28 protein-coding genes and 1 other RNA gene are annotated in these 26,187 nt (G+C 35.1%); 13 read left to right on the top strand and 16 right to left on the bottom strand.

What is annotated here, in order from left to right; genetic code table 11:
• Window positions 1-33: 33 nt before the first annotated feature.
• The 7 genes from C7B89_RS18585 to C7B89_RS18560 form a co-directional block, all read right to left on the bottom strand.
• Window positions 34-1,143: an amidohydrolase gene (locus C7B89_RS18585; protein ID WP_054549062.1), complete on the bottom strand. Its 1,110-nt coding sequence runs from the start codon at window positions 1,141-1,143 to the stop codon at window positions 34-36.
• A gap of 204 nt (window positions 1,144-1,347) precedes the next feature.
• On the bottom strand, window positions 1,348-1,491 hold the full coding sequence (locus C7B89_RS23120; RefSeq protein WP_167444843.1) for a hypothetical protein: 144 nt from the start codon (window positions 1,489-1,491) through the stop codon (window positions 1,348-1,350).
• 248 nt (window positions 1,492-1,739) lie between these two features.
• Window positions 1,740-3,782, bottom strand: a complete 2,043-nt coding sequence (locus C7B89_RS18580) for a TRAP transporter permease (protein WP_115674293.1) — start codon at window positions 3,780-3,782, stop codon at window positions 1,740-1,742.
• Entirely contained in the window at window positions 3,779-4,294 is a 516-nt protein-coding gene (locus C7B89_RS18575; protein ID WP_054549060.1) for a DUF1850 domain-containing protein, read from the bottom strand. Before C7B89_RS18575 ends, C7B89_RS18580 begins: the two co-directional genes overlap by 4 nt.
• A gap of 124 nt (window positions 4,295-4,418) precedes the next feature.
• Complete coding sequence (locus C7B89_RS18570) at window positions 4,419-5,408, bottom strand: TAXI family TRAP transporter solute-binding subunit (protein ID WP_048393251.1); 990 nt, start codon at window positions 5,406-5,408, stop codon at window positions 4,419-4,421.
• Between the two features lie 290 nt (window positions 5,409-5,698).
• The gene (locus C7B89_RS18565) at window positions 5,699-6,250 is read right to left on the bottom strand and encodes a superoxide dismutase family protein (protein WP_054549059.1); all 552 of its coding nucleotides are present in this window, start codon (window positions 6,248-6,250) and stop codon (window positions 5,699-5,701) included.
• A gap of 161 nt (window positions 6,251-6,411) precedes the next feature.
• Window positions 6,412-7,176 (bottom strand): 3D domain-containing protein, encoded by a 765-nt coding sequence (locus C7B89_RS18560; RefSeq protein WP_054549058.1) that lies wholly within the window; start codon window positions 7,174-7,176, stop codon window positions 6,412-6,414.
• A gap of 296 nt (window positions 7,177-7,472) precedes the next feature.
• Between C7B89_RS18560 and C7B89_RS18555 the strand changes: the two genes are divergently transcribed.
• Complete coding sequence (locus tag C7B89_RS18555) at window positions 7,473-7,658, top strand: putative motility protein (protein ID WP_004229797.1); 186 nt, start codon at window positions 7,473-7,475, stop codon at window positions 7,656-7,658.
• A gap of 37 nt (window positions 7,659-7,695) precedes the next feature.
• Window positions 7,696-8,856: a response regulator gene (locus tag C7B89_RS18550; RefSeq protein WP_115674292.1), complete on the top strand. Its 1,161-nt coding sequence runs from the start codon at window positions 7,696-7,698 to the stop codon at window positions 8,854-8,856.
• 51 nt (window positions 8,857-8,907) lie between these two features.
• Here C7B89_RS18550 and C7B89_RS18545 read toward each other — a convergent pair whose 3' ends face one another.
• On the bottom strand, window positions 8,908-9,924 hold the full coding sequence (locus tag C7B89_RS18545; RefSeq protein ID WP_115674291.1) for a GGDEF domain-containing protein: 1,017 nt from the start codon (window positions 9,922-9,924) through the stop codon (window positions 8,908-8,910).
• Window positions 9,925-10,203: 279 nt separating this feature from the next.
• On the opposite strand from C7B89_RS18545, the gene C7B89_RS18540 reads away from it, so the two are divergent.
• The 5 genes from C7B89_RS18540 to C7B89_RS18520 all read left to right on the top strand — a co-directional run bounded on the left by C7B89_RS18540 (window position 10,204) and on the right by C7B89_RS18520 (window position 17,731).
• A complete protein-coding gene (locus C7B89_RS18540; RefSeq protein ID WP_115674290.1) occupies window positions 10,204-13,242 on the top strand; it encodes a hybrid sensor histidine kinase/response regulator in 3,039 nt (1,012 codons plus the stop codon).
• 120 nt (window positions 13,243-13,362) lie between these two features.
• Window positions 13,363-14,052 carry a response regulator transcription factor gene (locus C7B89_RS18535; protein ID WP_115674289.1) on the top strand — a complete coding sequence of 230 codons (690 nt, stop codon included), beginning with the start codon at window positions 13,363-13,365 and terminating at the stop codon, window positions 14,050-14,052.
• Window positions 14,049-15,035 carry a sensor histidine kinase gene (locus C7B89_RS18530; RefSeq protein WP_103117355.1) on the top strand — a complete coding sequence of 329 codons (987 nt, stop codon included), beginning with the start codon at window positions 14,049-14,051 and terminating at the stop codon, window positions 15,033-15,035. Before C7B89_RS18535 ends, C7B89_RS18530 begins: the two co-directional genes overlap by 4 nt.
• A gap of 103 nt (window positions 15,036-15,138) precedes the next feature.
• On the top strand, window positions 15,139-15,900 hold the full coding sequence (locus C7B89_RS18525; protein ID WP_054549053.1) for an ABC transporter ATP-binding protein: 762 nt from the start codon (window positions 15,139-15,141) through the stop codon (window positions 15,898-15,900).
• Window positions 15,890-17,731, top strand: a complete 1,842-nt coding sequence (locus C7B89_RS18520; RefSeq protein WP_115674288.1) for an FtsX-like permease family protein — start codon at window positions 15,890-15,892, stop codon at window positions 17,729-17,731. The genes C7B89_RS18525 and C7B89_RS18520 overlap by 11 nt, the downstream gene beginning before the upstream one ends.
• Window positions 17,732-18,108: 377 nt before the next feature.
• Here the strand turns inward: C7B89_RS18520 and C7B89_RS18515 are convergent, their stop codons facing one another.
• Window positions 18,109-18,549, bottom strand: a complete 441-nt coding sequence (locus C7B89_RS18515) for a hypothetical protein (protein WP_048393233.1) — start codon at window positions 18,547-18,549, stop codon at window positions 18,109-18,111.
• A 171-nt stretch (window positions 18,550-18,720) separates the two neighbouring features.
• Between C7B89_RS18515 and C7B89_RS18510 the strand changes: the two genes are divergently transcribed.
• Entirely contained in the window at window positions 18,721-19,359 is a 639-nt protein-coding gene (locus C7B89_RS18510; RefSeq protein WP_081010946.1) for a YfbR-like 5'-deoxynucleotidase, read from the top strand.
• A gap of 103 nt (window positions 19,360-19,462) precedes the next feature.
• Complete coding sequence (locus C7B89_RS18505) at window positions 19,463-19,975, top strand: zf-HC2 domain-containing protein (protein ID WP_112117180.1); 513 nt, start codon at window positions 19,463-19,465, stop codon at window positions 19,973-19,975.
• A gap of 52 nt (window positions 19,976-20,027) precedes the next feature.
• Here the strand turns inward: C7B89_RS18505 and C7B89_RS18500 are convergent, their stop codons facing one another.
• Entirely contained in the window at window positions 20,028-20,366 is a 339-nt protein-coding gene (locus C7B89_RS18500) for a zinc ribbon domain-containing protein YjdM (RefSeq protein ID WP_048393229.1), read from the bottom strand.
• Between the two features lie 247 nt (window positions 20,367-20,613).
• On the opposite strand from C7B89_RS18500, the gene ssrS reads away from it, so the two are divergent.
• Window positions 20,614-20,806, top strand: a non-coding RNA gene (gene ssrS, locus C7B89_RS18495) — 6S RNA.
• A gap of 171 nt (window positions 20,807-20,977) precedes the next feature.
• Here ssrS and C7B89_RS18490 read toward each other — a convergent pair.
• From C7B89_RS18490 to C7B89_RS18470, 6 genes are all read right to left on the bottom strand, one after another.
• Window positions 20,978-21,205 (bottom strand): hypothetical protein, encoded by a 228-nt coding sequence (locus C7B89_RS18490; protein WP_115674287.1) that lies wholly within the window; start codon window positions 21,203-21,205, stop codon window positions 20,978-20,980.
• Window positions 21,206-21,280: 75 nt separating this feature from the next.
• Window positions 21,281-21,808 carry a hypothetical protein gene (locus tag C7B89_RS18485; protein WP_115674286.1) on the bottom strand — a complete coding sequence of 176 codons (528 nt, stop codon included), beginning with the start codon at window positions 21,806-21,808 and terminating at the stop codon, window positions 21,281-21,283.
• On the bottom strand, window positions 21,809-22,345 hold the full coding sequence (locus C7B89_RS18480) for a replication-relaxation family protein (RefSeq protein ID WP_244205714.1): 537 nt from the start codon (window positions 22,343-22,345) through the stop codon (window positions 21,809-21,811). It abuts the gene before it with no gap.
• Window positions 22,346-22,349: 4 nt separating this feature from the next.
• On the bottom strand, window positions 22,350-23,645 hold the full coding sequence (locus C7B89_RS18475) for an FtsK/SpoIIIE domain-containing protein (RefSeq protein ID WP_244205712.1): 1,296 nt from the start codon (window positions 23,643-23,645) through the stop codon (window positions 22,350-22,352).
• A gap of 181 nt (window positions 23,646-23,826) precedes the next feature.
• The gene (locus tag C7B89_RS22945; protein WP_158539196.1) at window positions 23,827-23,997 is read right to left on the bottom strand and encodes a hypothetical protein; all 171 of its coding nucleotides are present in this window, start codon (window positions 23,995-23,997) and stop codon (window positions 23,827-23,829) included.
• Window positions 23,998-24,012: 15 nt separating this feature from the next.
• Window positions 24,013-24,906, bottom strand: a complete 894-nt coding sequence (locus tag C7B89_RS18470; RefSeq protein ID WP_115674284.1) for a helix-turn-helix domain-containing protein — start codon at window positions 24,904-24,906, stop codon at window positions 24,013-24,015.
• A gap of 183 nt (window positions 24,907-25,089) precedes the next feature.
• Here C7B89_RS18470 and C7B89_RS18465 point away from each other — a divergent pair, with 183 nt between their 5' ends.
• The 3 genes from C7B89_RS18465 to C7B89_RS23465 all read left to right on the top strand — a co-directional run bounded on the left by C7B89_RS18465 (window position 25,090) and on the right by C7B89_RS23465 (window position 26,056).
• Window positions 25,090-25,299, top strand: coding sequence for a helix-turn-helix transcriptional regulator (locus tag C7B89_RS18465; RefSeq protein WP_115674283.1), 210 nt, complete (start codon window positions 25,090-25,092; stop codon window positions 25,297-25,299).
• Between the two features lie 110 nt (window positions 25,300-25,409).
• Entirely contained in the window at window positions 25,410-25,895 is a 486-nt protein-coding gene (locus tag C7B89_RS18460) for a hypothetical protein (protein WP_115674282.1), read from the top strand.
• Between the two features lie 26 nt (window positions 25,896-25,921).
• Window positions 25,922-26,056, top strand: coding sequence for a hypothetical protein (locus tag C7B89_RS23465; RefSeq protein WP_279629548.1), 135 nt, complete (start codon window positions 25,922-25,924; stop codon window positions 26,054-26,056).
• Window positions 26,057-26,187 lie beyond the last annotated feature (131 nt).

The raw sequence follows: 26,187 nt of genomic DNA, 5'->3' as shown, positions 1-26,187 counted from the left end.
AAGTTACATTTTTTCATATAGCTTTTAATTTTTTTATTCAGGCTTTTTTTCTAATACACATGCAAGTACTTTCGCAGCATCAATTAAGGCACTACGATCAAATGTCATTTTAGGGTGGTGTAATCCTGGTGTTAAATTTGCACCAATTCCAATCATTGCCGCTTTTAATTCCGGCTTTTTAACTGTATAGAAATGGAAATCGTCACTACCTGGTGTAGTTATTTCATCTGCTAAATGCCCTTCTCCCAAAGCCTCAATGATGGCATTCTTTGCCATGTTCGCAGCAGTTGGAGAAACTTCAGCACCTGGTGTGAAATCTATCCACTTCCAACTCATATCAATTTCAAATTGTTGCTGTATTGATTTCAGGCCAGATTCAATTTTACTGCGCAGCAATTCAAGTTGTTGATTATGCTGTGCGCGAACATCCATTGAGAAACTAGCATTACCTGGAATAATATTTGTACTACCACCATCCGCAATGATTTTTGTTAACTTAGCAGAATGTGGTTCAAATGGTGATAAATGAATGCTGTGTAGCATTTGTTGCACGGCCATAATAACATCAATGGCATTTTTACCTTGATGTGGTCTAGCACCATGTGCATCTATTCCTTGAATAGATCCCTCTAAAAAATAAGCAGCGCCATGATGAATCGCAGGCGAAACTTTGCCAAGTGGTAATTCTTCTATTGGTCTTAAATGAACACCAAATAAATGTGATACTCCATCAACCGCGCCTCTATCAAACGTTGCACATGCGCCATTTCCTAGTTCTTCAGCAGGTTGGAAGATGAAACGAATACGATGTTGTAAGGTGCGATCTTTCAGTAGTAATAATGCACCAAGAACCATGGAGATATTCGCATCATGTCCACACGAATGATTTGCTTGCCACTTCCCATCAACTTCTTGCCATAAGGCATCAATATCAGCACGTACTGCAACAATTTCATTACCAGTCCCAATTTCAGCTATTAATCCTGGTATATCACCTAATAAACGATAACTAACATGCAATTCATCCAGTATGGAAGCAATTTTTTTAGTAGTCTCAAACTCTTTCCAACTTACTTCGGGATATTGATGAAAATGATCAAACCATTGATAAATCGTTTCTTCTACTGTTAAAGCTTTCGACATAACTACACCTCTATACGCATTTTTGTTTCCCATTATACATGAATTTTTTTCAGAAAAGTACATATGTCTTCAGACCTAATACACTTATTTTAATCATATATTACATTCATATGCACTGGAAAAGCCATTTATCAATAGAGGTATAATATACAATGGGCTATGCTAAAAGTTAGTATACTTTCAACATAGCCCATCAAATTTTCATTATAAACTTGTAAAAAACCCTTCTGGATACTCTTCATACTGAATATTCACCATTTGCTCCTCATTTTTCTCTTCTTCTTCACGTAAATCGAATTCTTGATCCATTAAATACGTTTCAAACTTTGAATTTAACAACTTCCCCATTGTACCACTCCTTATTAATTGAATTTTCTGATAAAAGGATTATACAATAGATTTTTAGTAAATTGCAATAAATTATATACATTATGCATTATAACTATAAAACCTATCTCAAAATCAGATTAAAAATACCATTGATTCTTATGATTACTAAAAAATTTTACCTTTAAAAAACAAAAAGCTGCTCATTAACATCTGTACTAATATTTAGCCAGTTATTAATTGAGCAGATTTATATGCAATTCAAGTATTTAAGATACTGAAGCTCCCATTTTGTCCTTCGTATTATCGTGATGATTTCCTTTTTTATGGGACAAAAATTGGATCACAAACATCACAATAAATATTCCTAAACCAGTCCAATCCGAGAATTTTTCAGGATAGATAAGTAATAGCCCTGCAGCAATCATAATAATTCTTTCATACCAGAAAAGTTTACGATACCAGTAGCCGATCACACCAGCACCAATTGCCACCATTCCAGTGATAGCAGTGAATACTACCCAAATAATTTGCGGAATGGTTGTATCAATCATTAATAATGCTGGAGAGAAAACAATCATATACGGTATAATAAATGCCGCAATCGCAAGTTTCGCTGAATTCACACCCGTTTTGATAGGGTCACCACCAGAAATACCTGATGCCGCAAACGCCGCCAGTGCTACAGGTGGTGTAATATCAGCAATAATACCGAAATAGAACACAAAGAAATGAGCAGATAGTAATACAACTACTGGCACTAATTCTTGTGGTGTATTTGGAGATAATAAAGCCACAATTGCTGGTGCAGCAATTGTCGATGTTATCACATAGTTTGCTGTTGTTGGTGCACCCATCCCAAGAATAAGCGAAGCTATCATAACAAAAATAAGTGTCAAAATGATACTACCACCAGCTAAAGCTACTAAGCTATTTGCTAAACTTAAACCTAATCCTGTTTTTACAACGACACCCACAATAATCCCAGCACAAGCAGTAGCTGCAACTACACCTAATGCAGTTCGAGCACCTTCCACCAATGCATCAATCACATCTTTTGGTTTAAGACGCGTTTCTTTATTAAACATAGCCACACCAATTGATATAATAATTCCATATAATGCCGCATGCATAACTGGTGTACCCGTTAACATTAATATGATAATCGCCACAATCGGTAAGAGAAGGTAAATCTTCTTAAATACCTCTTGACGATTTGGCATTTGATCGTCTCGCAGACCTTTTAGACCAACTCTTTTTGCTTCGAAATGTGTCATAATCCAAATACCTGTAAAATATAAAAGAGCCGGAATAGCTGCCGCTTTTGCTATATCCCAATACGTAATCCCTCGACCAATAAATTCAACCATTAGGAAGGCAGCAGCACCCATAATCGGTGGCATAAGTTGACCACCTGTCGATGCAGCTGCTTCCACTGCACCAGCAAACTCTTTTCGATAGCCTAGTTTTTTCATCATTGGAATTGTATAAGAGCCGGACGTTACTACGTTAGCTACAGAGCTTCCAGAAATTGTACCTTGAAGTGCACTTGAGAATACAGCTACCTTCGCAGGACCGCCAATTAATTTTCCAGCTAGTGCAACTGCTAGATCGTTAAAATACTGGCCAACCCCTGTTTTCACAAGAAATGCCCCGAATAGTAAAAATACAAAAATAAATGTGGCTGATACACTAATTGGCGTGCCGAATATCCCATCAGTTGTAAAGTACATGAGGTTGACGATACTCTCCAAATCCTGTCCTCTATGTGCCATAAATGCCGGGAAATACGGGCCATAGTAAGCGTAAATCAAGAAAGCGATTGCAATAATTGTAATAGGCAACCCTACAGCACGTCGAGCAGCCTCAAGTACTAGTACAACAGCTATTAGCCCAACAATAAAGTCTACCTGCGTAATGGAGCCATTGCGATTCACAAGTTCTGTATAGTTCATAGACCAATATGAACCTACTGCAATAGCTAGTAATGCTAAAATATAATCAAACCAGGCTATTTTATGCTTAGGTGCTTTTTTTCTTGCTGGGAATAATAAGAAAATTAATGTTAAACCAAAGCCTAAGTGGATGGTACGTTGAATTTGAGCAGGAAATTGCCCAAAAATAGCTGTGTAAAGTTGGAATAGCGAAAATGCTAAAAGGCCAAAGAAAATAACATGCTTCATTACACCTGAGATTGTTCTTACATTGGATTCTATATCATATTTTTCAAGTATGGCTTGTTGCTCTTCAGCAGAGATTTGCTCAAATTCTTCTACTTTTTCTTCTTTCCTTGATTTTTCCTGTGTTGTCATTTCATCCTTACTCCTTTCCACTGTTCGTAAAGTGACAATCGCTTAATTTCAAATAAATAGGATTTACCCCTCTGTAAATCTTTTTTTAAATCATATTCTTCATCTGCATAATTGAATACCAGATCTAAATCTAAATCACCTATATAGATCGTAAAATTATCAAGTATGGCACTATTGTTAAATTGGAGAACATATTTACCGTTCCGTTGAATAAGTGTTTGATGTTCCTCTGCATAGCTTGGCATGCCAATAGCTAAGTCTTCATATTCCATTTCAAGCATTTCAATACGATTACCTTTTATATATTGATAGGATTCCAATACATCTGACTTATGTATGGAGTGGGTGTATCTTATTTGAAAGGTTTGCTCAACTGAAATGGGTATGTAGTGCACTTCAGGATGGGCTATACGCGTCTCTGTAAAGGTGAACACCTTTTGAAGAGGAAGAAATATGACAATACATATACAGATACTTAAAAGAACTGTTATGATGAATTTTCTCTGTTGCATTCGACCTATTCCCCCACTTTAAAAGCTATTCGCCTAAACCTATATCCTACAGTAAGAAAGAGACTCGAAGCTTTATGCAACGAGCCCCTTCGTATTTTTTAGAAAGTTTCAAGCACTATTCACACTATTTCTTTTCATTAAAGTATTTTTGTGCACCTGGATGAATGTCAATACTAATACCATCTAAACCTGTTTCTGCTTTTATGAATTCCCCTTTTGCATGGGAGATTTTACCCGTGTTATCATAAATAGCTTTTGTCATTGAATAAACAACATCTTCCGGAAGATCCTTTTTCACCGCTAGCATAGCTAGAACTGAAACTGTCTCCACATCGTTTGCAATACCATAAGTACCAGCTTTTACTGTGTCTTTTGCATAGTAAGGGTATTTAGCAATTATTTCATCTGCTTTACCCGCATCTAAACCGATAATATTCACTTTCGTTGTAGCATTTAATGCTTCAACAGCACCTGTTGGCGTACCTGCTGTAATAAATGCTGCATCAATTTGACCTGATTGAAGACCATCTGTTGATTCACCAAAATCAAGGTTTTGTGCCTTGATATCATCCATCGTTAAGCCATTGATTTCAAGTAATTGTTCAGCATTTGCGTAAGTACCCGAGCCTGGAGCACCCACTGATACTTTTTTACCTTTTAAATCTGCATACGTTTTAATACCCGAAGCTTCAGTTGTAACGAGTTGAACCGTTTCTGGATAAAGCGCACCTAAAGCTGAAATTGTATCAATTTTATTGCCATCAAACATCAGCTTACCTTCAGTAGCATAATAAGCAATATCTGTTTGAACAAATGCAATTTCACCTTTTCCTTCTTGTAAAGCAGTCATATTGGCAGCAGATGCCTGAGATACTTCAGCAGTTGTTTTAATGCCTGTATCAGTAGTTATTAAATCAGCGAATGTACCTCCAAGAGCATAGTAAGTACCTTGTGTGCCACCTGTTAGTAAACTTAAAAACTTAGGTTTTTCAGTTGATTCGGAGTCATCTCCAGTGTCCTTCGAACCACTTCCACTATCTGATCCACATGCAGCTAAAATCATAAGCGCAAGGATACTTAATAGCATTAATAAATTAAATTGTTTCTTCCTCATAGTAACCTTCCCCCTTTGGTTATTTTTAAGAATCTATTTAAAATTATCAAACTTAGTATAATAATGTCAATTAGTTTATAGTAAATTCAGACTTTTATAATTATACAAAACTACTTTAAATCCATTAATTTACATTACTATAGCTTTATTTAATTACCCCTTTTATATTTGAAATAAACTCCTAATTTACTTTTCTAAAAAAATAAACTAAACATTCTAACTGTATAAATAATGAATAGAATATAAAAAAACTGCATCTGAAATAAACAGATACAGTCATGCATTTTATTCTATTGAATGGCTCCACAGGCTATTCTAGCTCCTGAATTACCAGCAGGATCTGTTTTATAATCATCCGCTGATTCATGAATGACAATAGCACTTCCATCACTATCTAATAGCGAATTTGGTTGATCTTTTTGTAAAGTTAACCCCTCAGCTAAAAAATTAAGATCCACATTGCCATCTTCACCAATTTCCAAATTTGGTAAGTCCCCTAAATGATAACCATTAGGATTTAATTTACCATGTTCCTTGTTTGTTGGATTAAAGTGGGCACCAGCTGATTCAAATTTAGGTGGTTCACACTTTCCTACTTCATGAATATGGATACCATGTGTGCCTGGTGGTAAGCCTGTTAATGCGAGCGTCATCATAACCCCATTATCTTCCTCTTGAAGATATGCATTGCCATAGCTTTCATTATTTGCACCAATTACTTTTGCAGTAGCTGTTAAAGGGGTAGATGCATTGACAGCTACTTTCTCCTCTTTCTTATCAAAAAAACTGCAACCCGCAACAAAAATTAGTAAAGAAAGACTCATTAAGCTTATTTTTTTCATAAAAATACCTCCTCTCTTTCTGATGATTTCCAATTTCTTCAGTACTTATGCACAATTAATCATTTACGATTCTATAATGGCTCCTATTTCATTTGAGCTTGAATAGGAAACTCAACCAAAATAAAAGGGATTTCTCAAAGTTCGAGAAACCCCTTCAATAATTAATTTAAGATTTTTACCGTTACTGTTTTGACACCCCACTGAAGTGCTTGTCCTTCAGTAGGAATAAATACATCGATTTTATTTCCTTTAATAGCTCCCCCTGTATCAGCAGCAATTGCTTCACCATAACCTTCCACCCAAACCTTCGTACCGAGTGGAATAACCCGTGGATCTACAGCGATTACCTTTAAATTAGGATTAGACCTTATATCTGTTCCATTTGCTGTAATTCCTGAACAGCCTTCACAATAGGCTGTATAGGCAGTAGCACGCATTGTTAATGTTTTACCAGAGACAGTTGCTGGAGCACTTGCTGGTTTTGTTTTGGCTGGTGCAGCAGGCTTAGTAGCTGTTGCAATCCCCTCGGAAGTTTTTGGTTTTGGTTTTGCAGCTGAAGCTTTAATAGCTATCGATTCACCAGCTAAAATCAAATCTGACGCAAGGTGATTCCATTTCTTCAAATCATCTACAGTTACATTATTAATACGAGCTATTGAAAATAAAGTATCCCCACCTTTGATGACATATTCATCCCCCGATGGTTCTTCTGCTTTTGACGTGTCTTTCACTAAGTCTTGCTCTGGGTAAAACCATAATGAATCCTTTTCATTTAATTGCTGGAACTCACCTACTGTTAAATTATAAATTTGCGGGAGTGCCCATAGTATATTGCCTGGCGACTTGTCCTTAGCAAAGGAAGGACTAGCATAGAGACTCACACCAAATGTCAATACTACCGCTAAAGCTAATGCTCTTTTCTTCATGTTTAGTAATACCTCCATCATTTTATTATTTGTTGCAAATCTGTTGCTAGCACACTAGAGTTAAAAGCTCTATTATGTAAGCAACCATAAGTTTGCAAATTAATAACTCAGGACTAGCTGCCTGATATTAGGAATTATTACTATAAAAACGGAAAAATATACAATTTCAATTAATTTTTTAGTAATTTAATCAATTTATTGCGTATAAACTATAATTTAGTAGGTCTGTTTAGGACTTTTTTATATTAGATATTTGCTATATTTAGCCGATAAAAAAAGAAAAGGAGGGAATAAAAATGGAAGTTAATTCACTTATGTCATCCCAGCTGATGGAACTCCAACAAACAGTACAGATGAGTGTCATGCAAAATGCTCTTAATTTAAACACAACTACTGCAATTGAATTACTGAAAGAACTACCTCAACAACAAACAGCTCCTACTCACCCATATAAAGGATCCATAATAGATATCTCAATCTGATTCATACAGCCATATTTATCAAAAGGAGGTTCCTTATGTGATTCGGGTAATTATCGTGGACGATGAGCCATTAGCTCTGGTGAGCATGAAAAAACATTTAAATGAATTTGATAACATAGAGGTCATTCGAACTTTTACTACTGCAAAGGATGTATTGAAAGAAGGACCTACCTTAGACTTTCAAGTAGCATTTTTAGACGTTGAAATGCCAGGTATGAGCGGATTAGAAGTAGCACAACTGTTAAAAACATGGGATAAAAATATCTGTATCATTTTTGTAACTGCCTATCGAGACTATGCTGTTCAGGCATTTGATGTACAATCACTTGATTATTTATTAAAGCCAGTTTCAAAATCTCGTTTAGAGATAACCATTAACAGAATACAAAAGCTATTCCAAAAAAATCTATCATCGGAGAAAACTCGAACGCATCAAAAGCCTATGCTTCAAATCAGATGCTTTGGAGAGTTTGTCGTTTCTTTTGATGAAAAAGTAATTCATTGGAGAACAATTAAAAGCAAAGAATTGTTTGCCTTTCTATTTTTACAGCTTCATATGCCCGTACCTCGTGATAACATTTTAGATTCACTTTGGAGTGATACGGATGTAAAAAAAGCCAGAGTACAATTGCATACTACTGTCTCCTACTTACGTACAACACTTTCATCTTATGGCTACACGGATGTCATTGAATATGCAAATGGCTGCTATATTTTGAAACTAAACGATTTTCAATGTGATGCCTTTGATTTGGAGGATATCTTAAATACCAAAGCTGAAACAGGACGATTAAATATTGAAAAAGCTGAGGAACTCATCCAAAATTACCATGGTGAATTTATGGCAACAATGGACTATGCATGGACTACTAGTAAAGCAAATTTGATGAATAAACAATTTAGTCAACTACTTGATGAATTGATACTTTATTACTCTAAAAATCAGAACCTTAAAAACAGAGAGCGTTCATTGTTATTTGCTTTAGAGTTTAATCCTTATTCCGACAAAATCGTGCAACAATTAATCCAATATTATACTGAAATTGGAAATCGCGCAGAAGCTATAAAAATATACCATTCTTTTAATAGCCTTCTATTAACAGAATTAAATGTGTCACCATCTCAGGAAACCACAGAACTTTTTCAAAACGTCTTACATGAACATGAAAAAGAGCATGAAACAAGCGTTTACCCCTAAAGACATGAAAAACATGCTAGCGTCCAGTGCTAGCATGCTTATATAGTTTAATTATTTAACAATCATTTGTCTCATATTACTTACAACACACAAACAGTTTCTTCCAGATTTTTTAGCCTTATACAAAGCATGATCTGCAATTTCTATCAGTTGATTGGGACTTTGGACATTTGGTGTAAAAGCCGTAATTCCAGCAGACATTGTCACAGGTCTTCCACACACAGTTTCTTGTAAAGCTTGTTTAATTCGGAGACTTTCCGCTAATTGGACTGCATCCTCTATATTCATCGAAGGTAAGATGACCATAAATTCTTCGCCGCCAAATCTAAAGCATAACCCCTGTTCCCCGACACTGCTCTGCATAGTAATCGCAAAGGCTTTTAAAACTTCATCTCCTACAGTATGACCATATGTATCATTTATACTTTTAAAATCATCTAGATCTATTAAGATAATGGCATGAGGAACCTTATCAATAATTAATTTGTGTAAAATTTGATCCATTCTTCTGCGATTAAGAATCCCTGTTAATGAATCTAAGTTCAACTGCTCTGTTAAGTCATTGATTTTACTTTCCGAACAGATCATCATATTTTGAATATTCTTTTTCAATAATTTTACCTCATCATACCAATCAGCAATTTCCTCAATCCCTTGTGCTCCTTCATCTACTTCAATTCTTTTCGATAGCTCTTTGAGAGGCTGTGTAATTTTAATAGCAAACCAAATAGCAAATCCCATTATAGTCGCTATAACTATTATGATTGGCCCTAGGACTTTTTTAAAAAACAAATTGAAGGACACTATTCTTTCATCAAGTAAAGTATCAACCATTTGTTGCGTATACAGCTTTAATGAATGGTCATCTGTCTTAGCATCTTGTAAATAGCTTTCCGTAATTGTCGAGACTTCCATTACATAAGTTTCTTGTATATTTGTTTTATGTTCCTTCAAAATTTCATTGAAATTACGATAGCTAATCCAAATACTAATACTAGATGTCATGAGGACAACAATAGTTGTCATACTAATAATAAGAAACGATAACTTTAACTTGAATTTACCCACAATAGATCATTTCTCCCATTGAGATGTTTTTTCGTTAATCTTATCTATGTTTAAATTTTGATATACTTATTCAATCATCATACGTCAAACCTCTTAAAGAAAACTTAAACACTAATGATTTTTTCCTCCTTCAATTTAAAAGGAAAAAATCGATAGTACTACTAACTCCAAATTGTTCTATTTATATAGGCTTAAAGCATTCTTTTATTATCCTTTATATTCTCTTTTTTCCAATTTCGTGGCATGGTAGATAGAGATTATTAGGAGGGAAAAATTGCTGTGTTGAGAAAAGCTTCTACCCAACATCTACTTATTATAATTGCCATTTTTATAGTCCTTACTTTTCTAAGGTTATTATGGTTAAACTATTTCCTCCCCTCTACACATCAACCTAGTGCCAAAGATGGTGTGGTCCACATAAACAATTTGACTACATCGGAAGAAGAAGTTATTTCCTTAGATGGAGGATGGATCTATTATCCTGGACAATTTGTGAATTCTGAAAATAAGGGGGGTAACAAAGAGAGTCATAGCAATACGTATAATACCCAAAATATTCCTGCGTTAAAAAATGAGCGAACGACTCAACCCTATGGCACTTATCAGTTAAAAATTCTGCTACCAAATACTTTAGATAATGATCGATATGCCATTCGTATACCTGCTATCTCAACTGCATCAACCTTATATATAAATGGAAAGCTAGTAGGAAAATCAGGCAAAGTAGCAGATAATGCAGAAGACCATGAAGGTCAAGCTGCACCTTATACTGTTTATTTTACTAATACACAATCTGAAATTAATCTCATACTTCATGTATCTAATTTTGATACACCTACAAGTCCTATTATTAATAAAAGGATTTTATTTGGCACTGCGTCAGCGATGACGCATCATCAATTAATTGTAGGGCTATCTCTTTCAACTATTGTAGTTATGCTAATCATATTCTCTCTTTTTAGCATACTTGTATATTTGTTCATCTATCGAAAATCTATCGTTTTACTTTTCACATTTGGCTTTCTTTTGCCTTTAGCAGATGAATTAATTACGTTTGATCGCTCCCTACTGGATTGGTTGCATCTGAATTATGTATGGTCCTATAAGCTTTCTTCTATTATTTTTCTAGGAGCCTCCTTTTTCTTTGTTCAGTTTATGAGAGTCCTCTTAGTCAAATATCACAACACTAAAACATTTCAATGGATTTTTGCTTGTTATGTTTTAAATGCAATACTCACGATTGTTTTACCAATGACATGGCTGATACCTACGAAGAATATTTTCTTCGTACTTTATCTAGTATCCTTTCTTTACGTAGTGGTACTGGCTCTTAGAGAGTATTTAGAAAACCAAAAAAGGAGCTCTGCTTTTATTGCACTAACAGCTATCGGCACCACAAATGGTATTATATGGGGTTTCATTAAATCTGTTTACGTATTCGATATTCCCGTTTATCCATTCGATTATTTATTTATCATGCTTGGTTTTTCTAGCTATTGGTTCAAACGTTTTCATGAGAACTCTCAGCAAATTCAAAAATTAGTGACTAAACTACAACACGAGGATGCTTTAAAAGATGAATTCCTTACAAGTAATGCAGAAAAACTTTGGAGTCCAATGAATAGGATGATTACCCTAGGTCAATCCATTTATGACAACCCACATAACAAACTTGTTACTGAAGATGAAAAAAATCTTAAACACCTTATCGATATAGGTAGAAGTATGTCCTTTACGTTAAACAACATACTGGATTTTACTCGTTTAAAAGAAGGAGATTTACATCTCCATACACAAAGTGTAAATCTTCAAGGTGCTGTTTATGGAGTTTTCGATATCCTCCGCTTTATTGCAAATGGTAAACAAATACATATGGTATCTTTAGTACCTCCAAGTTTCCCAAATGTATTAGCCGACGAAAATCGCCTTATTCAAATCCTATTTAACATTTTGCATAATGCCCTAAAGTATACAGGTGAAGGCTCTATAGAAATTATTGCTCGTGAAGAACAGCATATGGCTATTATCCACATTCGTGATACTGGACAAGGCATGGACAATTTTGTACAAAGTCTTTTGTATTCGCCCTATGAACAGGGCCAAGAATATGATGAAGGCATTGGTATTGGCCTACTTATTTCAAAAAAACTGATTGAATTACATGGAGGTACGTTAAATATACAATCTATTCCTAACAAAGGATCGAATGTCTATTTTACATTACCTCTTGCAGATGAAAGTAGACAAAATAAGGAATACGCAACCTTTAATGCACAAGCTAAAACTCAGCTATCCACAAATGAACAAGAGTTATCCATGGTATCAGATAAGCATTTCAGGATCTTAATAATTGATGATGACCCTATGAATTTAGCAACGATGAAAAGTATATTTTCGATCTCTGAATACGAAATTACTACTGTTACAACCAGTGAGAAAGCTCTAGCTCTGATTCAGCAAGAATCATGGGATTTAGTAATTGTTGATGCAATGCTTCCGTATATTTCAGGCTATGCTGTAATTCAAAAAATACGAAAACAATACTCATTGCTGGAATTACCTATCTTATTATTGACGATAAGAAAGCACCCTGAAGATGTTTATACAGGCTTTGCCTATGGTGCTAATGATTATGTAACAAAACCTATTAATGCATTAGAGCTAAAAGTAAGAAGTCGAGCTTTAATTGATTTAAAATATAGTATTCAACAACGTCTACATTTAGAAAGTGCTTGGCTGCAATCTCAAATCCAACCACACTTCTTATTTAATACACTTAATACCATTGCCTCACTTAGTACTATTGATACAGATAGAATGATCGATTTAATGCATCACTTTGGTGAATATTTACATGCCAGCTTCGATGTCAGAAATCTTCAAAGAGTAGTACCACTACAGCATGAGCTCGATTTAGTTCGTTCGTATCTTTACATTAAACAGCAGCGATTTGGAGAATTAATTCAGATTGAATGGGATATTGATGAAACGATACAAATTGAAATTCCTCCAATTTCTTTACAAACGTTAGTTGAAAATGCCATTCGACACGGTATATTAAAGAAAGAAGAAGGCGGTACTGTTTGTATTCGTATTAAAGATTTCACAACTTATGTATCCATTAGCGTAATAGATGATGGTGTGGGAATTAGCCCCACTCTATTAGAGGAATTGCAAGAAGATTACAAAGGGACAAGCTCTGGTATAGGAATAAGAAATACAAATCTACGACTTAAAAGAATTTATGGCCAACAATTACAAATTCAAAGTACTATAAACCAAGGTACAAATGTTACTTTCCATATACCTAAAGATTAAAAACCGGAGTCATTACAACGCCATTTTTGTAGTGACTCTTTTCTCAAGTTTCCAATTACATATAGATTTTTCGAAATGAGGGTACAGTATACATATAGAATAAAGGAAGGATCGATAGGTATGTACAAAATATACATAATAGAAGACGATGCAAATATAGCTTCACTGATTGTCGAGCATTTAGCTAAATATCAGTTTGAATGCTTTACTGTACAACAATTTCCACACATTATTGAAGAATTTAATACTATACAACCACACCTGGTCATTATGGATATCAATCTCCCGACTTACGATGGCTATTTTTGGTCACGGAAAATCCGTCAACTCTCAACATGTCCCATCATCATTGTCTCTGCCAGAGTTAATGATATTGATCAAGTATATGGAATTGAAAATGGTGCCGATGATTTTATCACAAAGCCCTTTTCATTGGATGTCCTCATGGCAAAAGTAAATGGACTACTTCGGCGTACCTATGGTGAATATGCTTTAACCGAGACAACAACCATAACTATAGCCAATACTACATTAAATCCAGATACAGTTCGTCTTCAAACAAAAGCCAAAGAGAGCCTGTTAACGCTAAAAGAAATGCAGCTTAGTAAGTTATTATTCGAAGCTTACCCTAATGTAGTGCCGCGTCCAAAGCTTTTAAGTGCTATTTGGGATGATGAAACCTTTGTTGAGGAAAATACTTTGTCTGTGAATATTGGTCGATTACGTAGAAAATTGGAAGCCGTACACTCTAAACTTGAGATTAAAACGATCCGTGGTCTTGGATATCAATTGGTGGAGGAAAGTGAATGAAGCTATTCTTTCGAGATCATCTTAGTATCATTATTCTCTATAGCATAAGCTTCCTCCTATTACCTTGGATAATTCATGTATTAGATGACCTATCCTCACACTATGCCTACTTTATTTTTCTTGTCAGCTTTCTATTTATTCTGTGGCTGCTTGGTCGTTATTATCGAAGAAGAAAGTTTTATCATCATTTACAAAAAAATATCAACACACAGGATGATCTTCATTTATTTGAACCACGTGCAGCTATTGAGCAATACTATAGTGAAAAACTAAGGCAAATACAGTATTTATTTTTAACCCAACAGCAAAGATTGGAAGAACAAGCACATGAGAAGCAACTAGTTCTATCACATTTTGCACATCAAATGAAGACACCTTTATCTGTTATTCAATTAATCGTTCAAGCTACACCCAACAAGACCACTGATGAATTGCAGCAATGGTATACCATCAATAAAGAGTGCAATAAATTGACATTTACCCTCAATCAGTTATTAACGTATGAGCGCACATCTCATTTAGTAGCTGATTTAAAAATTGAACCTATTATTTTAAAAGGACTCGTGCAAGAAGTCATCAATGATTTGAAGGATTTCTTTATCATAAGAGAAGTTTTTCCAAAGCTGACGTTTGCTGAAGACCAAATCATTTATTCAGATCGAAAGTGGTTAAAAATTGTACTTTATCAAGTATTAAATAACGCCATTAAATATAGTGAAATGGCAAGCACCATTCATATCCATTATGACAACACGGCTTTGCACATAAAAAATAATGGTGAGACGATCCCTACTAGTGAAATAGCACGAGTCTTTGATTTATTTTATACAGGTATGAAGGGGCGAACGAGTGGTGAAGCAACAGGTATAGGCTTATATTTAGTGAAAAAGATTTTAACTACACTAGAGCACCCCTTCACTTTACAATCTTCTGAGCATGTCACTACTTTTTCCATTAATTTTTCAAATAGTCTTAAAAAATGAAGATGACAAAGTTGTCATCTTCACGTCATCAAGAGAAATAGGTTATGTGCCGCTCCTTTTCTATACTAAAGTTATCTAATGAGCATAAAGGAGTTGTTTTAATTTGGGTAACACAATACTACAAGTAACCAATTTGCACAAGGAATACATCGGTGAGATCACCTATAAAGCGTTAAACGGTATCGATTTTCAGCTACAACAACAGGAATTTGTAGCTGTCATGGGACCTTCAGGTAGTGGGAAAACAACATTTTTAAATAGTGTATCCACTATTGATCGTCCTACCGCTGGCGATATCTTCATAAACAATCATAATCCTTACGCATTAAATGATGAGGAGCTCGCCAAATTTAGACGCTCTGAACTAGGTTTTGTATTTCAGGATTTTAATCTTGTGCATACATTAACAGTGAAAGAAAATATTTTATTGCCATTAACATTAGATAGCATACCTGCTTCAAAAATGCTTCAACGTTTAAAGGATGTCGCTCAATTTCTTGGTATCGAGGAACTATTGTCGAAACGTATTTATGAAATTTCAGGTGGACAAAAACAACGAGTAGCCATCGCTCGTGCCGTTATACATGGGCCAAGTTTATTGTTAGCAGACGAGCCTACAGGAAACTTGGATTCAAAGGCTGTCAATGATGTCATGAACTTATTTTCCTCAATTAATCAAGAGCTTGATACGGCTATTCTCATGGTGACACATGATCCTTATGTAGCAAGCTTTGCCAATCGCATTATTTTTATTAAAGATGGGAAATTATATAACGAAATACATCGAGGCAACAACCGCAAGCATTTTTATCAGGAAATTATGGACACGCTTGCTTTTCTAGGTGGTGGACAGCATGAGCTTTAATCATATTGTGATTCAAAATATTTTACGTGACAAATGGACGTATGTTTCTTACTTCTTGAGTAGTATGTTTTCTATTATTATTTTCTTTCTATTTTCTGTTATCGTCTTTCATCCAAATCTGAAAAGCCTAGATCCAAACTCTACACTTGGAATTTCTTTAATGCTGGCTAGTATGCTCGTTTATTTATTCTCTTTTATTTACATTACCTATTCAATCACAGCATTTTTACGTAAGAAGACCAAGACCTTAGGAATATTTATGATTACTGGGGCTTCCATGAAGCAGATTCGTAAGCTGGTCTTCCGTGAAAATCTGTTGATTGGCATTTTAGCTATTCTGGCGGCTATCGTTCTCGGCCTTGTTATTACACCTCTTTTCTTAATGGGTGCAAAAGTCATTTTAAAGGCAGAAACATTCGGTATGTACATGCCTCTTCAAGCAATCAGCATAACCATAGGATTATTTCTGATTTTATTTGTTGTAATATCGACAGTTGTTACGAGGTTCATTAATAAAGAAGCGTCTATCCAACTTTTAAAAAGCGATACAGTTATCGAGAAATCTATTAAGCCTCATTATGTGTTATTAATACTAAGTATTTTGATGTCTGCCACTTTAGCTTACTTGCTAAAAATCGAGCATTCCATTGTAGACACTTTAAGTGTCCTTTATTATCTGTTATTTTTTATTAGCATTCTTAGTACGATTTATTTAGTTATTACACAAGGATTTCGTTTGTTTTTAAAAATATATGAAAAGTCTCCTGCCTATCTTCAAAAAACAAATATGCTTTTGGCGTCCAATTTAAATGCAAAAATGAAATCACATGCAAATATGCTGTTTCTAATTACTATCCTATTAAGCGGTGTCTTTCTATGTACAAGTATTTTATTTAGCTCTTATTACAATGTAAAAAAGACTAGTGAAGAAAATTATCCATATAGCTTTCAATATATTGCTGATCCAAAAGCTGATGACAACATGGTAAAGGCTGATCTTGATTATCTTGAAGATACTTTATCAACGGTTCAAGCCCACAAGTATTTTATTGAATTTAAATCAAAGGAAGATCAACGCATTGGCTATATGGCGTTATCGGATTATAACCTGATCCAGCATCAGGACAACAAACTAAGTAAAGATGAATTTATTGCCGTCGCTGGCAGTCGAGATGTAGCGCCTACAACAAACAATGCCAGCGATCTGTATATAAAATCTTTAAAACTAGCCAGCACCCATGAGCAAAATCTGCTATCTACTGGCTTCCAACAAAGTTATTTCATTGTACCTGATGACATTTACAAAACCATTGACTACCCTGTTTATAAAACGTATATCTATGAACTGGAAGATTGGACAGCCCACACAGATTTGGCAAAAATTATTACCAGTGACTTACCCTCTTTACCTGGAGAACGTTATGTAACATCCAAAATTGATTTATATAACACAGAGATGTTTGTTAAAAGTGTCATGTTCTTTATCGGCTCCATGTTAAGTCTAATTTTCTTAAGTGCAGCCATGAGTATATTGTACTTCTATTTACAAACAACATTACAACAAGAGAAGGAAAAGTATATTGGTATACGTAAGTTAGGACTTTCTAGAAATGAATTAGCTACCATTATCACTAAAGAATTGGCGATTCTTATTTTTGTACCATTCACCATAGCTATTACACTCTTGCTAATTACACTTTTGGCTATACAAACAATGGTTTCTACAGCATTTTTACAAGTTTCCATAGCTAGCTCTTGTTGTTTCTTTGTGCTTTTCCTCATTAGCTATGTATTAATTCGAAAAAGTTATTTTAAACGCTTAGTAAGCTAAAAAATCGCACTCCTTAAGGGGGGCGATTTTTTCATAGTGTTGAAAAACAAACCAATTAATAGAATCTTTATGAAAGGCTTTTAACAAAGTTTTTCAAATAAAGTGAAGGTGTTAACTACTCATTTTAGTGTGGAGTGTCGTCACTCATCACTTCTCCCCATTGAAAATAAAAGCCCTAATTCAAATAATGGGCTATTTGATCGCTACTGCTGCTAAGGAAAAAACACTTCTGTAGAATGGTTGATTGGAGAGGAACCAGCGTCACTCCTAGGGGATTTAGCGGCTCATCGGACGCCCCCTGGAAAGAACGCTGGCGGAACGCAAATCAACCTCTCGCCTTGTGAAAAGGTCTTTTTCTGCAGATGACATTATCTTTTTTACCAAAGAACGGGCTTTGCTACCATCAGCCATAGCATAATAAGCAATAATACTATATACATCCATGTTTTACGATGCAACAGTGAAACAAATTGTAGATGATTAAATGCTGGTGTGTTAAAAGTACGCAACGTCGGTTTAAACGCCCTTGCTAGAAATACGATCGATGCGAACATCACGAGGAAGGTTAATACAATCCACGAGGTATTCCAATGATAGCCCGCATGCCACATTAACAAAATACCAGAGGCTACTAGTACATGCCCTGAATGTTTGACGAGCGTAATGGCCCCCTTAAAGGCTTCTATATATGGTGGCATGTCATCCATGGAAGCTATGCGCATTTTTTTTACAATGGTTAGCACAACGAACAAAGGCCCAATCGAAAGAATAGCACTTAAAATATGTATATAAAGAAGAAGTGTATAAATGGAAAACATACTGTGTACTCCCCTTTTCATCAGTCCCCTTCATTATAGCATTCAGCTGAATTTACTTTATCAGCAATTGTGAATCCTTTGTAAACACAGCCTGAATCATTGTTAAATTGTTTGAAAAACGTATAAAGAGGGTATTGTTTATAGTAACATGCACTTATAGAACAAAAAGGAGTGATTTTTATAGGAATTCATCAATTTTTCACAAGTCTTAATGATTTAGAGCGTATTATTCGTTGCCCTGGTCGCTTCAAATTTGAAGAGCACAACGTGGCAGCCCATTCTTGGAAAGTGTCCCAATATGCGATGTTTTTCGCAACGTTAGAAGAAATGCACGGTGCAACAGTTGATTGGAAATCTTTATATGAAAAGACAATCAATCATGACTTTGCGGAAGTGTTTATTGGTGACATTAAGACACCAGTAAAACATGCTAGCCCAGAGTTAAAGCAAATGCTCGCACATGTGGAAGAAAAGATGATGGAAAAATTCATTATCAATGAAATCCCTCAAGAATTTCAGGCTATTTTCTTTGAACGGATGAAAGAAGGAAAGGATCAGACTTTAGAGGGTCGGCTACTTGAATTTGCGGATAAACTCGACCAGTTTTATGAGGCTTTCGCAGAATTAAAGCGTGGTAATACTGACAAAGAATTTGTCTATATGTATCAATCAGCCCTTTCAAAACTGTTGGCAATTCCACTTGAAGCGACCGTCCACTATTTCCGCACAGAAATTTTAAAGGATGCAGTAAAGGAAAAAACACATATCGATATTCAAGCATTAACAAATGAAGTATTAACATCAAACTAATAGGGTGCATGTACAAGTTTTCCGATTGAAAAATTCACGGAAGGCTTTTTTTATTTTCCGCAAAAAGTCGTATAATGAGGAGAGATTGAATGGAGGGAAAGTATTGTCACAGGAATGCTCAATTATAGAGGATTTAATACCTCTTTATAAAAAACAACTGCTTCAAGCATCAACAATAGAATTTGTCGAACAGCATCTAACAACTTGTCAGCAATGTCAGCAGCTTGTAGCCAATTCATCAACTCAGAACGCATACTTACCCATGAAAAGAACAGTATCCTTTTTTCATATCATATTTATTGTATTATCCTTTATGTTTGCCATTAACTCGTCCTTACTTGGCAATCAAAAGGGCTTCGTCATCTCATATGCTCTTTTCGGCTGTCTTTCTTACCTTTTCTATAAAAATATCTGGATTGTTTTTATCATAAGCTCTTTGCCTGTATTCGTTTGGGCTATCATTAATAATCTTAATAACGAGCTCTATATTACAATCTTTTCTTTAACTGAAATAGGGGCGCTTGTGATTGGAGCTAGCTACATCGCACTTTTACATACCATTTTCGCTTTAATTGGCGCAGCTTTTGCCATTCTATTACGTAGGGTTTTTCAATAAACAAAAAAGCACCTTTGAACTTTTTTACCAAAGTTGAGGTGCATTTTGTTTGTTAGGCCTTTTTCACAAATTCTGATTTTAATTTCATGGCACCAAAGCCATCAATTTTACAGTCGATATTATGATCGCCTTCCACTAGACGAATACTTTTTACCTTTGTCCCAATTTTTAAAGTGGAAGAACTGCCCTTCACCTTTAAATCCTTAATAACAGTAACTGAATCGCCGTCAGCTAACAGATTACCATTTGCATCTTTTACAATAAGTGCATCTGATTCCTGTTCAGTTGCGTCCATACTCCATTCATGCGCACATTCTGGACATACATAATTTGCTCCATCCTCATATGTATATTCTGAATGACATTTTGGACAATTTGGATAAGCTGCCATTTTTGCTTCCTCCTTTTATATTTTTACTAGGAAAATCCTCTTTATGCTCCTATCTTTACATAGTCGACCTTATTTAGCAAAGGTTGTTCGTATTTTCCGTTCGCATTTGTGAAAAAAATATGAAACATCAGCACCTTTTTGAAGGTAGTACAAGATGTTTATAACGCTATTTGGAACACTTGCCCATTGACTAATTTGCCATTATCATCTTACTTGCATGTTTATCGATCATGCTTTATTATATCCATAAAGGCTGCATTGTTCGTATAATATTAAGTTTTAACCTTTAAGCTGTAAAAGGGAGTTTTATTATTGGAGTTGGAATGACGGGCCTCACACTACGGTGCATGAGGATAAGCAGGAAAACTTCTGCGAACACCCACTTTGAGGAGTGGTGGTTTAAAACTTTCTATAATAACTACGGCATACGCGGCTTTTTAATTTGATCTTACAGCCACAAGGCTTCTAATACATTTAGGTAAGTACGGAAAACTACTTTGAATTATCTCCGATTTATATCTTGGTGTTAAATTGGTGTTAAAATTTAAAGTAACTTATTATAATAAACGATAAAGACCACTTATGATAGTGGTCTTTTTTTATGAATTAATTTAAGCATCTTCCCATTTAACATACATGCCATAACCTTCGTAGCCATTACGACTTCTTGATTTTCTTGTTGCAGGGTCATAAAACTTTTCTCCAGATTTAAGGCTTCTTGAAATCCATCCCTCATTACAAATGTTGTTCTCTTTGCAATAATCTTGTGCCTCTTTCATGTTAACAAATGATCTGACCACGCTATTATCTACATTAAATAAAACCACACGTCTACCCATCTTCTTTCCCCATTCCACCAATTATTTTTATTTTATTTCATTTTATCTAAATAAATATAAATCACCAATATATTTTTAAATTGCCTTTCCAATCGTTCTAAGTATCTCTAAGAACAGCGGTGACATCTGAATTAACACATAGCCTAATCCAGCGTTCATAATTGTATTCCAAGCACGCTCACTATTCCCTAACATAAAGAAGAAACAACCACCAACCATGATGACGCTGGCTATCGGAAAACTAATAGCTACTAAAATTTGCACAACTGGATCTAATGCAGTAGCTAATATTTCTAGTGACTTTTCGGCAATTACTCCAGTTGGTTCAGCAATTGAATTAACAGGAATTGTGGAAGGTATTTGTGCTATTACTGGTTCCATAACTTGTTGTGGAACATTTACAGGTATGGTTGCGGAGGAATAATCGTCATTGAACTTGTTGAACATAAATAATCCTGTTCCAACTGCTGTAACCGTAGGAATGGAGGCAGCAATCGCAACATGCTTCAAGGTTGCATATTTTTCATCATCACCAAAACGGTCCGAATAATCAGTGTACTGACTCACTGGAACAACCTCTGTTTTAATGCGTTTTTTAAACATCTATATTCCTCCTTTAATTTCGTTAATTGTATACACCTTGCATTTTAGCCCTTTGCAAGCATCTTCCAATTGTTTACGCCTTAATTCTGTCGTAGTTAACCACACAATTGTAGGATAATAGCCCATCTGTTTTACCAGGCTATCCATAAGCAATTTATAGCACTTAATCTTCTCGCGATTCTCCTTCATCGTTTGAATATTATCAACCTCTAAAAAATGTTGAAATCCATTACGAGAGAACATGCTATCCACAACGATACTAGTAGTGCTATCCGATATTTTAACTTCGTTCTTCCAGTCGTGCGGACTCTTATAAAACAGCCAGAATTCGTTTCGCATAATCGTATGATGAACATGAGCGTTTTTCCTTCGAATCTTGTCGCAATCAACATACAGTCGCCCTAAATTGTTGAGGTAATAAATTGTTTCGTAACTATTCCGAATGGATGATAGATAGCTAGATAAATTGTGGAGGACCCTATTTGTATTTCGCTTCTTACCTAAATTGAAATATCGACTTAGTTGATCACGCGTCATAAAATCAAACTTCTTCAAAAGTAACAGTATCTGTTCGTCTCGGTTGGATAACTGTTTCTTCAACGCGCTCCCCTTTCGTAACAAAATAAGATTGAATAGTATCGTGGATAATTTGTGGTGTAATAAGTGGTGTTTGAAGTATTTCTCTTTTATCTGCTGTTTGGTAAATAGCACGACCCTTAATCATTGGTAACGACTCTGCCCCTTCTGCATCTAGTACAACACGCGAAGCAACTCCTGATTGCACACGGAAACATAGCTTTGCATCAGCATTTTGTTTAACCTGCCTTGGTATAACGTCTCCAACAGGATATTGAGTTGCTACAACTAGCCTAAAGCCTAAGCCTGCGCCTAATCGTGCAATCTGTGACATAATCGTTTGGCATTCTAACTTTAATCGTTTTTCTTCCTTTGTCACTGCTTCTGCTGCATTAAGCTCCCCTACTTCATCTATGACAACAAAGTAACGTTCTTTAATGCCTGCATCCTGTACATTCTTCTTGCCTAATCGCTTTAATTCGCGTTGAATATCACGCATCTTGTCATATGCCATCTGTAATGTATGGAGGGCCTCGTACGGCTCGTAAGCAATGGATATTGTCTGTTTAATATTTTCATAATCACACAGTTCCACTCCACCTTTTAGATCGATTAAATAGAAATTAATAGACGATGGTTCACTGTGAACTAGTGATGTAATCATTGAATTAATAAAATTACTTTTTCCATATCGTGTAGCACCACCAAGGACTACATGAGGAACCATTTCAAAGTCATGATATTTAAACTCATTGCGCGCTCTTGTGACTCCTACAGGCACTCTCCATCCTTTACCTGGTGTGAATTTCACTTCCTTTGTAAGTGGCTTATCGTACACTCTAACGATTAATAAACCATCATAAGACAGTTCAATTTCCTTTTTCTCCGTGAGTTTTGTCTTCCAAAGATTTCGTAGTTGCAGAAGAATATCAGCTTCGAAATTTAATTGTCGTAAATCATTAAAGGTAATATGCTTTCTACGATTATTAAGCCCATCTTCAAATACCTTTAACTTCGATTCATAGTCATTGAGTGAGCGACCTAAAGGGATTCGATAACGATACTCCCAGCCCCATTCAAGCTGTTTTTTCTTAACAAGTTGCGTGGTTAATGTATCTTTGCCATCACGAACATTTAAACCAGTCAACGACATAATGCGTTGGATTTTCCCCGAATCATTTGAAGATAACCCCTTATGTTTTTGAAATGCCTTTAACGCAATTCCACCCATCAATCCAGTTGTTAATATTTCAAAAAGCACACGTTCACCCTTTCCTTTTTTTATCTACGTCACGGTTCTCTTACGTAGTAAGAATCGCATGTAATGAGCAGTCTAAAATGAAGTGCAAACCATTGATACAACAGCATTTCAAATATGCCCGATGTAATTCTCGCATGGCATTCAATAAGGCATGGCATCGGGTATACAAGTGGGCATAAAATCACCGAACAATATACACTCTCCTACGAGGCTCTATATACATCTTTTTATCATTATCAACAGGCTTACTAACATTTGTGGATGGCTTCTTGAACTGCATCTCTTCATATTGATCCAGTAAATCAAAGATTGTTAATTGACCTTGCTGCTGCATGTATTCAAAATGTGTCATATCCTCATCTCCCCTTTACCACAACAACCAGTTATCGATTGTTGGTCTACTATTTGTATTTGATTGTGGAAGGCAATCACGTTCATTTAGCCAGTTATAAAACGGTACAGGACGTTCTTTATAAGGAGTTTCTTCTATAGATGATGAATTAGTCACCTTTTTATTAGAACGCTCTACAGCCTTATTAAACGCACCTACAAATACGGCTCTTAATGTACTTGCTACAGTTAATGTACCGTTCGCAATATCTCGGATAATGTTAGCTAAAACGTCTTTAGCGTTTACAAAATCACGTATATCGTTCATTTTTGTAGCTAAGATACATTTGTGAAGTTGGTCTTTTAATTCATCTTGTAATGGCAACGAGTGCATGAAATCGTAAAGCATCACTTGGTACTCGTTCATGTACTCTTTTTTCTTTTCAGCTTGCAAAGCTAATTCATTGCCAAGACTCATAATATTATTTGCTTGTTTAGAACTTAAAAGATTAAAAGAACTAGATGGTTGGTTTTCAGATTGTGGAGTACAAACCGCGTCATTACTGACTTCATCGACTATCTCTCGTTGGGACACGCTCGATGGGACATAAGGCAAAATGCGATAAATACTAGCCCCTTTTATACCGTTTAGTTTAGTGCTTGGTACTTTTTCGATGATGCCCAACTCTGCTAATTTCTTTATTGATCGATAAACAGTCTTAGTGCTGATTGCCAATGAAGAAGCAATTGTAGAAGCTTTTAAATGGCACACACCTGGATGTTCTAAGCTGTGTGATGCAAGTTTGAATACAATTGCTTGCTCTGATTCTGTTAGTTCGTAATAATGAACCGCCATGTGGTCCTCCACACTCTTATCCATATCTGCTACTGAATCGAATGTTATGTATTGTGCTAAGTATTCAAATGCCATTTCTTTTCACCTCATTCCAATTCAAATAAACATTAAAATAACTTTTGAAACTTTATAGTTACATTATACATATTTAAATTACGTTGTAAACACTTTTTAATTTATTTTTTAATTTATTAGTTTTCACTGTAATTTTTAAGTGTATAATACAATTATTAATTTAAAATGGAAGATGGTGTTATAGTGGGTAAAACTGAAGAAATAAAGATACTTCTAATTAAAACAGGAAAGACGATAACAGAGGTTGCCGAAGCATTAGGGACATCATCACAAAATTTATCTAATAAAATGCGTCGTGATGATTTTAAAGTAAGTGAATTAGAAGAAATAGCAAAAGTGTGTGGTGCAAAGTTTGAAAGTAATTTCCTTTTAGAGGATGGAACTAAAATATAAAATATATAAAGCACTTTTTTATGTAGAAGATACTAAATAGGTTGTCTGTTTTTTTGTATACTTTCTTTGTGTAATTTCCTAAAATGGTAATATCAAGGGAGGTTTTATGTATGAAGAAAATATTTTACATTGGAGCATTGTCAGCATTTTTACTTGCTGCTTGTGGTGAAGATGAAGCAAAACCCAAAGAGGATAAACCTGTTTCAGCAGAAACAGAGCAAAAACAAGAAAAAAATCCAGTTGAAGAAGCAGTAAAAACAGTAATTAAAGATGACTATGAAATTGTTGAATCAGATGAGGGTTTAGTCAGAATTAATATCAAAGATAAAAAAATACATGAAGGTTCTAAATCACAAATTTTAAAGAAGTCAGGTAAGATTTTTGCTGAATTATCAAAAGTAGAAAGTATTCAATCTCCTTCAATTTATTGGTTTGCCCCATTGACTGACCAATATGGGAATGAAGAAATGGGAGAAGTGTATGGTATCTTCTTTGATGCTGAAACCTTTAAAAAAGTTAATTGGGATAACTACGAGAAGTTAGATTTAGAAGCGATTGCTCCAGGTTACAAACAGCATGAATCATTGAAAGACTAATGTCACTCAAACGAGTGGCTTTTTTTATGAATTTAAAACGAGGAAAGTTAATTCCGATCAAAGAATTACCAAGAGATCGAATGTTTTTACGTGAAGATGTGGAAGCGAGAAAAGAAGCAGCGAAAGAATTACATGCTAAATACAGACCGTATGATGAATAAAAAAATGACCAGGTACTCACTTTTGAATGAGCGCCTGGTTATTTATTTGTTTATTACTTCTGGATACTTTTTTTAAAATGATGCACCAAAAACCGAGTGGACTCAGTCCATTCGGTTTTTAATTGGTTAAC

Origin of the sequence: Lysinibacillus capsici, from assembly GCF_003367505.1 — a bacterium.
In the GTDB taxonomy this organism is placed as follows: Bacteria; Bacillota; Bacilli; order Bacillales_A; family Planococcaceae; genus Lysinibacillus; species Lysinibacillus capsici.
Note: the sequence above shows the minus strand (reverse complement) of the source record. Positions and strands in the feature narration are given on the sequence as shown.